Source organism: Cohnella cholangitidis (assembly GCF_014107495.1).
Taxonomy (GTDB): Bacteria; Bacillota; Bacilli; order Paenibacillales; family Paenibacillaceae; genus Cohnella; species Cohnella cholangitidis.
Window position 1 is genome coordinate 1,198,196 of record NZ_CP041969.1, and the last position, 12,384, is coordinate 1,210,579.

Sequence of the window (12,384 nt, forward strand, 5' to 3'; positions counted from 1 at the left end):
ATTCGCGAGGTCCGTGAAACGGAGGGAATAAGATGGATAATGAACAACGATCTCCAGGTAGTTCCGTCTCCAATATCAAACAACGCCTTCAGAGGTTCGACAATACGTATGCCTTCAATATGCAACCGATCGGGATCGTGTTTGCCATTTCACTAAAGAGCAAAGCCGTCTCGCGGGATTGGGTCACGGTTCAAAACAATCTGGCCAAAACGTTGCGATCCATCCTGCATAGTTCGGACGCCAACTTCCGCATCGTGATCGCGGGACACGAGAAACCGGATATCGAGGAACTGAAACATGAATACGTAACTTGGTTATCCGTCGATTTCCCTCCCCCGAAGAGCTTTCACGAATTCAGCAGGGATAAAATGTCCAAACGTAAAGTTATCGGAGCCTATTTGAGAAAAATCGGGTACACGGGGTATTTCATGCCTCTCGACGCGGACGACTGGGTGCATTACAGATTCGTGGAATTTATTCGTTCTCAGCCTTATTCCGATGCTTTTGTGTTAAAAAAAGGCCTAATGGTCAATCTGGTAAAAGACGAAATTTGGTTGAGAAGAGGCCGCTTCTTTGCCAGCTGCGGCAGCAGCGCCGTATATTTCTTTTCCAATTCCGATTATCCCCTGTCCGCGAAAAAGCCTTTAAATAAATCTCCTTTTCTCATCGTGCTGAACAATCATACGAGGGTACTCCAACATTTGGCGCAACATAAGAAAAAACATCAGATGATCGATTTTCCGTTCATAACCTGGGTTCTTGCTCATGGAGACAACAATAGCATGCTTAAAGGACGAAGAGATAATAGCATATCGGCCAAAAACTACGGGGCAACGTCAGAAAAATTCGGCGATTGGCTTTATGATTACTTTAAGATCAGGGGAACCAAAAACGATGGCAGCCTTTGAAGTTATTGACTGAATACATGAGGGTGTCCTAGAAGTAAGTTCCAGCTCACTTGAAGAATAATGGCTTATTTTTGCAAATGGCGGCGCTGGGATGTTCATCCTTGCGTCGCCATTGCACGTTTTGATCAGAAACCGCCGGAATCCCCGGTTGTTATTTGATGTTATCGTCCAGTCGATTCACCGCTTCGTTGACGACACGAACGAGGTGATGGGTAGGAATGTCTTTCGCGAGATCCATTGGCAGGCGAGTTGGTCCATGTACAAAGAAACCGTTCCTTTCGTAAATGGCTGGCTGGCACCTCTATTTACCAAAGAACGGTTTCTTTGCGTTTGGGGATGAAACCTAATTGAAAAAGAGGGGGATGTGTCTCCTGGAGGAACGGAGTGTCCGCCTTTGAAAATATGGAATCTCCTTGCAACGAGTTTACCTATTCGGATTTCCACATTTTCAACCCGGGGTCCCCGCAAAGTAATCGGAAATACTACGAAGTTCCTCTTCACTTTGCGGGGTGAAGCAGCGGCCGAATGGAGTTACATCCCCCCCTTACAAATTCAATCGAAATAACTTAGCAAGAGGCTCTCCCTCAGTCATAAAAATGACTTATGGGGCCCCTTGGTAGGCTTGAACGTAGAGAGCTACCGGTATAACGGCACGCCGTGCCGCTATTTGACCATCGGAACCCGACCGCCTCCAGTTAACGGCACGCCGTGCCGCTATTCGACCATCGGAACCCGATCGCCTCCGGTATAACGGCACGCCGTGCCGCTATTCGATCATCGGAGCTGATCTCCTCCAGTTAACGGCACGCCGTGCCGCTATATTGCTCATGTATCTCGCGGACGATCCGGCAAGCGATATCCCTCCCTTTCCGAGGAGATACATCCCCCTTATAACTTCAATCGATACCTGTAGTGCAATATTCACTCGCCGGATGTCTTCTTAATCGATTTAGCGGGAACTCCTGCTACGGTATCGAACGGGGGCACGTCTCTGATCACTACCGCTCCTAATCCGGTTACGGAGTTTTGCCCGATCTTCAGCCCTTGTTTATACACGGAACCCGGCGCGATCCAGCAGTCGTTCTCTATGATTAATTTCCCTCCGATATGCGCGAGATGAGTAATCATCGTATTTTCCCCGATCGTTACGTTGTGCGAGATATGTGTCAGGTTGCCGATTTTCGTGTTTTTTTTGATGACCGTATTCGCTAGTACGCCTCTCGCAACGCAAGAATTGCTGCCGATTTCCACTCCGTCCTCGATGATCACGCCGCCGATATGCGGAATTTTAAAGGCGGTTCCATCCGGGTTCCGTTCATAGCCGAAACCTTCCGTACCGATGACGACTCCGTTATGAACGATGCAATCGCGACCGATCGTACTCTTATCGTGAATGGCAACATGACTATGGATGCGAGTGCGGTCTCCTATTTTAACGCCATTCCCTATCACAACGTATTCTCCGATAGATACGTCTTCGCCGATCTCGCAATTCGTCCCGATCACGGCCGTATCCGATATCCCATGCGGCGTAAATTTAGGGCCATATTCCCGCAATGCCAATGCGAAGGCATTTTTGGGTTTATCAACGGCAATAAAAACAATGTCCGTATTTTCGGGAAGCTCGGCATTAACGGAGCAAATAACCACGGAAGCTCTAATCGCCGGCCAATCCAACCGTTGCGCGGTCATCCACGACAACGTGTTCGGTTCCGTTTCATAGATGGAGGAGAATCCCTTAATGACCCGTTCCGTTTCCTCAGCATTTCCCGATTCTCTAAAGTTGACACCCATCCTCTTATAAAATAAGAGCAACTCGCTAAGCTTGAGGTCGATCGCGACCATCCGGTTCATCCTTTCGACGAGTCTATGTTCAAGATCCTTCTTGCTTCCGCTGGCGTGGCAATCTCTCTTCCCAAGTCTCTCGCATAATTAGCCAATCTCTCGACCAGTTGGGCATTGCTCGCAGCCAATTTGCCATAGCTCCAATACACGTTATCCTCGAATCCCGTTCGAATATGGCCGCCGAGGACGATTCCTAACAAATCCATCGGCAATTGCCCCCTGCCGACCGCCGCAACGGACCACGTGCTTTCCGACGGAATGCTTTCCACGCAATGAAGGAGGTTTTTGGCCGTTGCCGGGATTCCTCCTTCAATTCCTAGTACGAACTGAAAATGAAGCGGAAGATCGAGAAGATCCTCCTTGGCGATTTTTAACGCTTGGCCGATCATCCCGAAGTCGAAGATTTCGATTTCCGGTTTTACCCCGTATTCCTTTATCTTTGCCGCTAGCTTTCGCACGAACGTAGGAGAGTTAATCATCACGCTATTTTTCCGGTTCATGGAACCCGGCGTGAACGTTGCCATTTCCGGTCCGCATGCGAGGGGTTTCCATCTATCTTCTTCTTGACTCGTCTGTCCCCAGCCCGTCGTTGTCAAATTTATAATTACATCGCAACGTTCGCGGACTCGCTTAACGATTTCCTCGTACAAATCCACCCGTTGGCTTGGCGTCCCGTCATCTTCTCGCGCGTGAATATGAGCTATGGATGCGCCGGCTAACCAGCAATCATATACGGCATCCGCTATCTCCTTAGGAGTAATCGGGAGATTCGGATTATTTGCCCGAGTCGTTACTCCTCCCGTTACCGCGGCGGTAATCATAAGTTTGTCCATGGTTTCACCTCCCTTTCTCAAAACCTCTTCGTGATGTGCGGGATGAAGTTCGTAGTGCGAGCAACGGGCACGCATTTCGCCATATAATCTTTCGTGCTTATTTTTTGCGTATGCGAATCGGTGTCCGCCCGCCTTACGCAGACGTAATTATATTTGGATACCGAATAGATCTTATATCTTTTTTTCTTGCACCTTTCCAAGAAATCGACATCGATTCTCTGTTGCTCCACTTCGTTGAACTTAACATCGTCCCACACGGACTTTCTAAATACGAACGAACCTCCCTTGATCTTTCTTTGATACTGATCTTCGCCGCCTTTTCTAAAGATCATGAGAGCTTCTTTTTCTTCGAAATAAATGAACGACGTATATTTGCCCACGATGGATACTCTTCTATTTTTTTCAGAGCATCCATCGCTTCGGTCAAATAATATCTCCCGTAGTAGTTATCGTCGTCGAATTTGGCGACAATATCGTAATTCGCCGCTTGTATTCCGAAATTCAAGCATTTTCCCAGGTTATATCTTTCAGGGAGCTGATAGACGAACGCGTTATTATATTTTTTCGCTTCTTTTTTCCACTCTTCGATATCCATGTCATCCTGATTCAATATAATAATCAATTCTTTTTTTCTGACTTTCTGGTTTTCGTAATTTTTGAATACGTTTGGCATAAATGAGTTCCTCATCGTACAGGTAATAATGGAAACCATGTCGTCCTCCTTCGACGAACCGCTATTAAGACAAAACGTACGATTCCAGACGATAATCGTTACCCCAGTATATGTTCAATCCGTCTCCTCGCAACGGCACAGGTCTATTAGGACAAAACCTTCGGCGAACTTCAAAAGGTTGTTAGATTGTATAGCAGTCCAAACAAATACGGTTTGGAAGCATACATTATTCATATGCCGTAATCGCTTATCTCTTTAAGTTCATTGGATGGCACGGTGGAAACGAGGTGTCTGCGGAATTAAAAAGCTTATTATCGACGGTACGTCCCACATCCTATTTGTAGATAAAAATGAACATAGAGGCAATTGGTTATGGAGACAATCCGGGGTTACGAAACGGTTGGTGACTTCGTTATGGCAAAGCGCGGCAAGCGGGTTCTTGCCGTCGACGATCATAGACGTGGGAGCAAATTACGGCGAGATCGTTTTTTCCGCCCTATACGTTCCCAAAGCTAATATCATAGCCATCGAAGCAAATCGGGTCCTCTTGCCTTACTTATTGAAATCCGCATCCAAACATCCCAATCGAAAACAAATGAAAATCATCTGCGCGCTAGCGTCCGACGCCGAAGAAAGCGACAAAACATTTTATATTAATCGGCTTTCGACAGGGCGATCATCCGCTATTCCGCTTTCTCCTAGAAATATGCTAGAGACTACAGTACCGAGCATGAGAATCGATTCTCTATTTCACGGCATGGAATTGAGCAAGGAAAGATTATTATTCAAAATCGACGTAGAAGGATACGAATATTTCGTTATAAGAGGCATGGACAACCTATTGCAGGGCTGCGAAAGCTGCATCGGAATCATTGAATGCGACAGCAAATACATTCGTAAATCCGGAATCGGTTTGGATGAGTTTTTAACCTTTCTCCAAAGCGCCTTTAACGTATTTTTGCCTATATCCGCTCAACAATTGCTTGCGTTCGACCCGCTTACGTCCAGTTCGCTTCAGCAACATTTCAACTCCGAGATTTTCCATACGGATCTGCTCCTCGTTTCCCCGAATCTGAATATCGAAAGACTAGGATTTAACGTAAGCCTACAAACCTATTGAAGGATTGATACATGATGCCGAACAAGTGCATTCAAATGGAAATTCAATTTAACGGCCGCTCGGAAAAAGTTAAACGTTCCGAGAAAAATCAGCTCTGGCAAGTCGGTTTAACGAAAGAATGGATCGAGTACCGATTACGCATTTTTATGAAATACACCTTGCAAAGCCTTAAAAAACAAACGAACCAAAATTTCACGGCGCTTATCAAATACGCATCCGCGAGCGAGGGCCTCATTCTCAAGTCATTAGCCAAGTACGAGCCGCTGCCCGACAACATTCGCTTCATTCCCCGCAACCGCAAAATCAGAAACCAAAAAAAGTTTTCGGCAGGCTGCGAGGATCTATACCTTGTCCGCCTGGATTGCGATGATACGTACCATAAAACTTTTATCCAACAGTTGCATGACTTCGACCCGAAACCGGACACGATCGCTATCGTTAACCAGGCGGGATACATTTACGACAGCACGAACCATCGAATGGCTTCCGTTACGATGCCTTCGCCTAATTTTTATACTTGGATCTATAAGACCGAAGACTATTTCAACGGCAAAAGATACATTGCCCAGGGCGGGCATAAAGGCGTTATTCTGAGTAAACACGAAATCTTGAACCCTGATCAAAGAAATTATATGATCGTTGTTCACCAGCAAAACACGAAAAATCAGAAATTGCTGGCGCAATACGATTTCGAAACGAAACGGTCGAAAGTGAACTCCATTCTGAAAAACTTCATATAAAAAGACGAAGGCAGGTCTATCTCATTAGATCTGCCTTTCTTTACGCGCGATAAGAGACCTCCCCGGTCCGGGATGGTCTCGGTTAATCTAGATTTTTACTTATATGCGGGATATAGTCTCGGGTACGGCAGATCATTTCGCATCTTCTCATGTATTTTTTCGTGCCCGTTTTTTGCGTATGCGTGCTAATATCCTTTCTTCTTACGCAAACGTAGTTGTACCTTGAAACCGAATAAACGCGAATTCTTTTGTTTCTGCACGTTCTCAGAAACTTGACGTCGCACCCGTTCGCCCGATCTTCATCGAATCTGACTTTTTCCCATACGGATCTTTTAAATACTAACGTTCCTCCCTTGACCTTTCTGCGATATTTCTTCTCGCCCCCTTTCCTATATAGCATAAGCGCGTTTTTCTCTTCGAAATAAACGAAGGAAGTATATTTGCCGACAACGGATACCCGTTTGTTGCTTAAAGCTTCCATTGCCTCCGCCAAATAATGGGGAGCGTAATAGTCGTCATCGTCGAATTTGGCCAGAATGTCGTATTTCGCCTTCCGGATGCCATAGTTCAAACACTTTCCCAATCTATATTTTTCCGATACCCGATAGACCTTCACGTTTTTATATTCCCTGGCCTTGGCTCTCCATTGTTGAATATCCATGTCGTCGCGATTAAGGATGATGATCAATTGTTTGTCCTTGTATTCCTGGCGATCGTAATTGCCGAATATATTTTCCATATAATCGGGTCTCATCGTGCAACAAATGATTGAAACCAAAGACAATCCCTCTCCTTCTGCGAATGCACCTCTCCTGTCTAGGATATGAGTCGTTCCGTTGCCGAGAAACGGCGATTCCATCAGTCCCTCAAAATAACATGGCCTTGAGCAGATGATACTTCTCCGCGTATTCAAGGCCGACCTCCATTCCCCGTTTGGCCGCCCACTTCCTGACGGATTCTGGCGATATTAAATGGCGGGGTTCCCTGATCTGCGATCTATGCTTTCTCAGGGCTTCCACCTTTTTCTCGATCGTCCCGCTTATATCCAAATACATCTCGCCAGTGTCTCTAAGCTTTGGATACTGCCATACAATGAGAGGGTATTCATACATGGCAATAATTTTATAGTGCCGATCGGGAATCGGCCGCAGTCCGGCGATGCAAGCTTCGAATAGGGCCTGGTGATCGTGATTGAAGCTAGGATAAGGAATGAAAATCATCGTCGGTTTAAATTCCGTTAGGATAATATCGATTTTCGTGACGATGTCTTTCCTAGGGATTGTATCCAACGCGTTCTCCTTGTCGTTAAACATGATTTCCCGGTTCGTGCAGCCAAGGAACCGAAGCGCGTCATAAAATTCTTTCTTGCGCGACCGGGCGCTGACCGGTCGGTCTCTATGCCAGAAAAACGAGTTTCCTACCGACGCCAATACGACCTTGACGGCGTTGCGATATCGGCATGCTTTCTCTATTAAACCGCCGCATCCCAATACTTCGTCGTCGGCGTGCGGCACGAATATCAGTATTCTTTCATTTCCCGATTCCAGCATTCGTCCCATCCTTCTTCCTGTTCCTAATCATACGTTCGCCATCCGTTCGTCCCTCCCGAGACAAGCCGTTCTCTTGCGCCGTCTATCCCGACGTTGGCAATCAGGTCCAATATAGACAAATTGTTCACGAACGCCCCTTGGCTTTGTGGATACTCGGGGCATCGCCAATCTTGGACGATAAGGGCAAGATTCCGGCTCCGAAAATGAACGATATCCAAATATCGCAGGAACCCTTCGTTCCCGCACACATAATGGGTCCCATGCAGAAGGGAAACCATTTCCGACATTCGCTCCGACGCTTTCAAATCGTTGGCTAAGCCCGCGGAACTAATCGTCTCGCCTTGCCATCCCAGCTTGCGAAGCATGTCCAGCGTAAATTGCTCGCAGAACTGCCGGAAATCCGTGTTCTTTGTTTGATGAAGCTCGATGTAATCGCCAGCGATAGAACGTACGGTTCCGATAAAAGGACTTCGGCCGTAAGCATGGTCGAGAGTCCTATGAAACTTGGCTATCCAGTCGTCATACCGGATGGCGGCTTCATCGATTCTCATCCGATTTCCGCCGCGGAGGGGAACGGAAATCGTGTGCTTAAGGCCGTTTACCTTCAAAGAAAAGCGGGACTGCCCCACTTTCCTATTGATCTGAACGTCGTCGAGCATCACCCAAGCATCGCTGTTCATAATGCGATTAAAGTAATGAAGCGGCGGGAAAACGTTAGGCTGGTAAATGCATATTTTCTTAACCATCTTCTTTCTCTTCCTTAAGAATATAGATCAACACGTAACGTATGCCGTACTCGTCCACGAAATAGTTATCGAATAGCCGCACGCCCGATCTCCCCGTTTGTTCGAATAGGTTCGTCATGAACGGCTTGTCGGCTATTTGAGCGCCTAGCCTCTTCGCAAAAGGTACGGACAGTCTGTGATCCGCGCGGATAATCCCCGTTATCATGTGATACTGCGGCATGTTCTTCCACTCCATGAATGATCTGAACATGAGCTTCGAGCCGATGTTGTCTCCGGGATGTTTCGGATGCAAGGCGACTCTATGCACGTGACATACCCCGGGTCTCGTTTCGGAGCAAATCAGAAAAGCAATCAGCTTCTCGCTTTTTACGACGCCGAAGCTTAGTTCGAATTTACCCGGGAGCTCGGCTAAAAATTGGTTTTCTCCCCACAATTCCGTGGAATAACGATGCCCTCTTTTCAGATGGACCAGTGTTTCCACTTCCAACAGATCGGATAGATAACGTTGAATATTGGCCTTGTCCAATTTGATTACGGATAACCCCAACTCCATGCCGAACATATCAATTCTTACTCCTATCTGTTGAACTTGGCTTCAAAGCTTTGTTATAAACTTCTAATACTTGCTTCGTCATCTTTTCCAGCGAGAGGTTTGTCCTTCCCCACCTTTTAGCTTCCTCTCCTAAACGTTGTTGCAGTTTCCGGTCAGCTAGCAGCTTCTTCAGATGCCAATACAGCTTTGTGCCGTTTCCCGGCGGAACCAGAAGACCGTTCTTGCCGTGTTCCACCATTTCGGTTATCCCGCCTACGTCGGAAGCAATAATAGGTTTACCCGCGACTTGCGCTTCCACCAAAGTGTAGGGATAGTTATCCTGAAGGCTTGGAATGACGAAAATATCCGCCTGGTTTAACAGCGCGGGAATGTTATTTCGCCTTCCGAGAAATTTAACGTAACCGCTAAGTCCTAATCTTTTCGCTTTCTTCCTTAAATCGCTTCCTGCATCCCCTCTTCCTACGATCCAGCAAACCCAATCTTTCCGGTCTCTCCTTAATCGTGCCAATGCGTCCAGCAAGCAGTGCTGCCCTTTGACCTTCTCCAGTCGCCCCGTGCTTATGATGACGGATTTGTTTTTCGGTTTCGTCATGCTTGTCTTGTTTTTCATTTGCTTCCGAAACGAAGCGATATCGATGCCATTGGAAATGACTTTCATGTTTCCGGTTGGAATTCGGCACTTCTCGTAGATTCTCACGAGCCAGTTCGAAGGCACGATCGTCTGATCGGTGCTCTCGACGACCTCCGATTCGAAGGAGGATAGAACCAACGATTCCGGCGAGTTCGCTCTAATATATCCGAAATAATAATACTCGGCGGTAACGCAGCCGTGCACGGTTAGGATAAGGGGGGTGCGACGAGGCTTGTACGCCCGCAATACGGCGGCGGAGGCGATGTCTTGCGCATGGATAATTTGATATTGGCTAAGATCGATCGATTGCACGGCATCGAAAAATTTCACCATTTCATCTCGTAAATTTTTTAAATAGTTTTGTACTTTATTCCCGGTCCCCCAATTCAACGGCAAAAACGGGACTCGTCCGCCGCCCGGTTTCTTTCTTTTCAACGAAATTTGGCGATTCGATCTGGTCATGCGGTATTCATCCTCATGTCTGGCCAGGATATCTACTTTGTGTCCCGCTCGTTCAAGCCCCTTCGTCAGTTCTTGAATATATTTTCCTACCCCGCCTCTTGGGGGATAAGCAAATATCGTCGTAATCAATACTTTCACGGCGCCCTCCTCCTATCTCAAGTTGATATAGGATATGTAAATCTTTCATTCTTCGAAAGGTATAGCGAACTAATTTCATGCGAATAACAGAAAACACTCAGGTCGCGGGTATTCGTCCATGCTCTCCGTACGTTCTCGACATACCCTGTATCATATATAGGAAATAAAAAAGGAGGATTCTGATTGTGGCTGTTGGCCCTGCTCCAGCTAAACCGCAACGTAAGGCCGCTAAATCCGTTTGCCCGGTTAGAAAAAAGCCCAAAATGAAAACTGGCCTTTGTCCTAAAAAGAGAAAGAGACAGAGAAAGACCCCGATGAAAAAAAAGGCGATACGCATCCTCTTTAACCCGACAATCGTCATGCCGCAAGGAGAGCAAGGAAAACCCGGCGCGCATGGGACTCCGGGGGAGCAAGGAGATCCGGGCATACAGGGAGCTCCGGGAGAGCAAGGGCTTCAAGGCATTCCGGGTCCTCAAGGGGAACAAGGCGCGAGAGGGTCTCAAGGTTCGCGAGGGCCGCGCGGTCATGCCGGAGCGGACATTTCCGCCGTCAACGTGATCCCCGCTGTTCGAAGATACTTCTATGTGGCGGATTCCGATATTCCCATGAATAGGTCCAGAACTTTTACGGCTGACCAATTCGTTGACGACGCCGGCGACCGCGCGTTGCGATTTACTCTTAACGGACAGAACGGATATTGTAATTTATATATCAACGCCGTCATGCAAGAGGGGCAATTATACAGCCTAGCGCCGGACGCTCTCACGATTAAGCCTACGGGTCAACTGATTAGAACCGGAACCCCGATCATCTTGGAATCGGTCGGTTTTACCGCGGAAATGATCCCGAAACTTTGAACCTTCCGTTTCGCAGCGTACAATCAACAAAACCCACCGGTAAGTCGGTGGGCTTTCATTCGTTTTAAGTTGCCGATACTTCGACGGCTTCCAGAATCAGAATCGTCCCTACCGTAAAGGTAGCGGCTACGTTAAAGGTGATCGTATTGTCGGCGTTAACCGTATAAGCTCCCGCTTCTTGCATAACCCCGTTTACATAGAAATTATAATAGCCGTTCGGTGCGACAACGGGAACGGTAACCGGGCTGGTTCCCGCGTCATTGCTAAATTGCGTTGTTGCCCCGTTCAAGTCCAGCTCGTCCGTAGCGGCAAGCACGATGCTGGCGCCCGTTACTTGCAGGAAAAATCTTTGCGGATCAAGTGCCGTACCGGGAAATGTAATCTGAAAAATTTGGAGCGGCATTTGATTCACCTCCTTCCTCTCTGTCTATTAAATGCAAGTCCGGAAAGAAATGAACAGGCGGATCATAAGCGCAAATGGCACAATTAATCGATGAAATATTTCCGGATTCGAGGTTATGTTTACTCCCCCTATAAGAATGTCCATACCAATCCTGCTGCCGGCGAATAGGATAACAAGACCTTTTTTCGAAAGGAAGGATGGGAACTGCCGCATAAAACGATCCTCATCGAAATTCCGTTTAACAGCCGATCCAAACCGAACAATCGCTGGCAAGCGGGCTTAACGCAGTCGTGGATGGCTTACAGAATGTCTATCTTCATGAAATATACGTTGCAAAGCCTCCTTAAACAGACCAACCAATCCTTCACGGCGCTTATCCGGTACGCCGAAGCTACGGAGGATGCGATTGTCCCGCTGTTAAACTCGTTTGATCCTCTTCCGGGGAACATCCGGTTCATCCCCCGACGAAGCAAGGTAAAAGAGCAGATCATACGAACGGCGGGGGTTGAGGATCTTTACTTGGTTCATCTGGATTGCGACGACATGTATCAACGATCTTTTATTCAACAGTTGCATGACTTTAAGCCGCGAAAGAAGACTCGTGCTCTTATTAACCAACACGGCTACGTCTACGATAGCGTGAACCATCGCATGGCCGCCGTGACGATGCCCTCCCCGCCTTTTTACACTTATATTTATAAGGCTGAAGAATATCTGCAAGGCACAAGGTATAAAGCCCAAGGGCATCGCAACGTAATCCGTAGCTTCGAGCATGAAATTCTGACTGACAAGAAGAACAGGAATTTTATGGCCGTCGTGCATGAGAGAAACAAATTGAACCAAAAGCTGCTGACCCGGTATAAGTTCGAGAGAGACCGATCCATCGTGGATACGATATTGAGGAAATTCAAATAGCCGAGTCAAG

15 protein-coding genes are annotated in these 12,384 nt (G+C 47.2%); 5 read left to right on the top strand and 10 right to left on the bottom strand.

Annotated elements, in window-relative coordinates; all coding sequences use genetic code 11:
- The first annotated feature begins 32 nt into the window (after positions 1-32).
- Positions 33-908: a hypothetical protein gene (locus FPL14_RS05900; protein ID WP_182302138.1), complete on the top strand. Its 876-nt coding sequence runs from the start codon at positions 33-35 to the stop codon at positions 906-908.
- A 921-nt stretch (positions 909-1,829) separates the two neighbouring features.
- On the opposite strand, the gene FPL14_RS05905 is transcribed toward FPL14_RS05900, so the two are convergent.
- The 4 genes from FPL14_RS05905 to FPL14_RS05920 are packed head-to-tail and all read right to left on the bottom strand — an operon-like array spanning position 1,830 to position 4,298.
- Entirely contained in the window at positions 1,830-2,753 is a 924-nt protein-coding gene (locus FPL14_RS05905) for a UDP-3-O-(3-hydroxymyristoyl)glucosamine N-acyltransferase (RefSeq protein WP_182302139.1), read from the bottom strand.
- A gap of 5 nt (positions 2,754-2,758) precedes the next feature.
- Positions 2,759-3,586 carry a beta-keto acid cleavage family enzyme gene (locus FPL14_RS05910; protein WP_182302140.1) on the bottom strand — a complete coding sequence of 276 codons (828 nt, stop codon included), beginning with the start codon at positions 3,584-3,586 and terminating at the stop codon, positions 2,759-2,761.
- A 17-nt stretch (positions 3,587-3,603) separates the two neighbouring features.
- Positions 3,604-3,918: a hypothetical protein gene (locus FPL14_RS05915; RefSeq protein ID WP_182302141.1), complete on the bottom strand. Its 315-nt coding sequence runs from the start codon at positions 3,916-3,918 to the stop codon at positions 3,604-3,606.
- Positions 3,915-4,298: a glycosyltransferase family 2 protein gene (locus tag FPL14_RS05920; protein ID WP_267875405.1), complete on the bottom strand. Its 384-nt coding sequence runs from the start codon at positions 4,296-4,298 to the stop codon at positions 3,915-3,917. The genes FPL14_RS05915 and FPL14_RS05920 overlap by 4 nt, the downstream gene beginning before the upstream one ends.
- 364 nt (positions 4,299-4,662) lie before the next feature.
- On the opposite strand from FPL14_RS05920, the gene FPL14_RS05925 reads away from it, so the two are divergent.
- A complete protein-coding gene (locus FPL14_RS05925) occupies positions 4,663-5,379 on the top strand; it encodes an FkbM family methyltransferase (RefSeq protein WP_229263944.1) in 717 nt (238 codons plus the stop codon).
- Positions 5,380-5,390: 11 nt separating this feature from the next.
- The gene (locus FPL14_RS05930; protein WP_182302144.1) at positions 5,391-6,119 is read left to right on the top strand and encodes a glycosyltransferase family A protein; all 729 of its coding nucleotides are present in this window, start codon (positions 5,391-5,393) and stop codon (positions 6,117-6,119) included.
- Between the two features lie 82 nt (positions 6,120-6,201).
- On the opposite strand, the gene FPL14_RS05935 is transcribed toward FPL14_RS05930, so the two are convergent.
- The 5 genes from FPL14_RS05935 to FPL14_RS05955 are packed head-to-tail and all read right to left on the bottom strand — an operon-like array spanning position 6,202 to position 10,199.
- Positions 6,202-6,978: a glycosyltransferase family 2 protein gene (locus FPL14_RS05935; protein ID WP_267875406.1), complete on the bottom strand. Its 777-nt coding sequence runs from the start codon at positions 6,976-6,978 to the stop codon at positions 6,202-6,204.
- Between the two features lie 7 nt (positions 6,979-6,985).
- Positions 6,986-7,669 carry a PIG-L deacetylase family protein gene (locus tag FPL14_RS05940; protein ID WP_182302146.1) on the bottom strand — a complete coding sequence of 228 codons (684 nt, stop codon included), beginning with the start codon at positions 7,667-7,669 and terminating at the stop codon, positions 6,986-6,988.
- Positions 7,670-7,692: 23 nt separating this feature from the next.
- The gene (locus tag FPL14_RS05945) at positions 7,693-8,415 is read right to left on the bottom strand and encodes a WbqC family protein (protein WP_182302147.1); all 723 of its coding nucleotides are present in this window, start codon (positions 8,413-8,415) and stop codon (positions 7,693-7,695) included.
- Positions 8,408-8,977 carry a GNAT family N-acetyltransferase gene (locus FPL14_RS05950; protein ID WP_182302148.1) on the bottom strand — a complete coding sequence of 190 codons (570 nt, stop codon included), beginning with the start codon at positions 8,975-8,977 and terminating at the stop codon, positions 8,408-8,410. The genes FPL14_RS05945 and FPL14_RS05950 overlap by 8 nt, the downstream gene beginning before the upstream one ends.
- A gap of 1 nt (position 8,978) precedes the next feature.
- Positions 8,979-10,199: a glycosyltransferase family 4 protein gene (locus tag FPL14_RS05955; RefSeq protein WP_182302149.1), complete on the bottom strand. Its 1,221-nt coding sequence runs from the start codon at positions 10,197-10,199 to the stop codon at positions 8,979-8,981.
- A gap of 314 nt (positions 10,200-10,513) precedes the next feature.
- On the opposite strand from FPL14_RS05955, the gene FPL14_RS05960 reads away from it, so the two are divergent.
- Complete coding sequence (locus FPL14_RS05960) at positions 10,514-11,056, top strand: DUF4183 domain-containing protein (protein WP_182302150.1); 543 nt, start codon at positions 10,514-10,516, stop codon at positions 11,054-11,056.
- A gap of 64 nt (positions 11,057-11,120) precedes the next feature.
- Here the strand turns inward: FPL14_RS05960 and FPL14_RS05965 are convergent, their stop codons facing one another.
- Entirely contained in the window at positions 11,121-11,459 is a 339-nt protein-coding gene (locus tag FPL14_RS05965) for a DUF4183 domain-containing protein (RefSeq protein WP_182302151.1), read from the bottom strand.
- A gap of 231 nt (positions 11,460-11,690) precedes the next feature.
- On the opposite strand from FPL14_RS05965, the gene FPL14_RS05970 reads away from it, so the two are divergent.
- A complete protein-coding gene (locus FPL14_RS05970; RefSeq protein WP_267875430.1) occupies positions 11,691-12,374 on the top strand; it encodes a glycosyltransferase in 684 nt (227 codons plus the stop codon).
- The last annotated feature ends 10 nt before the right edge of the window (positions 12,375-12,384 follow it).

Bases quoted from the DNA above. Each gene is read 5' to 3' on its own strand.
- FPL14_RS05900 (WP_182302138.1), top strand. From the start codon at position 33: ATGGATAATGAACAACGATCTCCAGGTAGTTCCGTCTCCAATATCAAA.
- FPL14_RS05905 (WP_182302139.1), bottom strand. From the start codon at position 2,753: ATGGTCGCGATCGACCTCAAGCTTAGCGAGTTGCTCTTATTTTATAAG.
- FPL14_RS05910 (WP_182302140.1), bottom strand. From the start codon at position 3,586: ATGGACAAACTTATGATTACCGCCGCGGTAACGGGAGGAGTAACGACT.
- FPL14_RS05915 (WP_182302141.1), bottom strand. From the start codon at position 3,918: ATGATCTTTAGAAAAGGCGGCGAAGATCAGTATCAAAGAAAGATCAAG.
- FPL14_RS05920 (WP_267875405.1), bottom strand. From the start codon at position 4,298: ATGGTTTCCATTATTACCTGTACGATGAGGAACTCATTTATGCCAAAC.
- FPL14_RS05930 (WP_182302144.1), top strand. From the start codon at position 5,391: ATGATGCCGAACAAGTGCATTCAAATGGAAATTCAATTTAACGGCCGC.
- FPL14_RS05935 (WP_267875406.1), bottom strand. From the start codon at position 6,978: ATGGAATCGCCGTTTCTCGGCAACGGAACGACTCATATCCTAGACAGG.
- FPL14_RS05940 (WP_182302146.1), bottom strand. From the start codon at position 7,669: ATGCTGGAATCGGGAAATGAAAGAATACTGATATTCGTGCCGCACGCC.
- FPL14_RS05945 (WP_182302147.1), bottom strand. From the start codon at position 8,415: ATGGTTAAGAAAATATGCATTTACCAGCCTAACGTTTTCCCGCCGCTT.
- FPL14_RS05950 (WP_182302148.1), bottom strand. From the start codon at position 8,977: ATGTTCGGCATGGAGTTGGGGTTATCCGTAATCAAATTGGACAAGGCC.
- FPL14_RS05960 (WP_182302150.1), top strand. From the start codon at position 10,514: ATGAAAAAAAAGGCGATACGCATCCTCTTTAACCCGACAATCGTCATG.
- FPL14_RS05965 (WP_182302151.1), bottom strand. From the start codon at position 11,459: ATGCCGCTCCAAATTTTTCAGATTACATTTCCCGGTACGGCACTTGAT.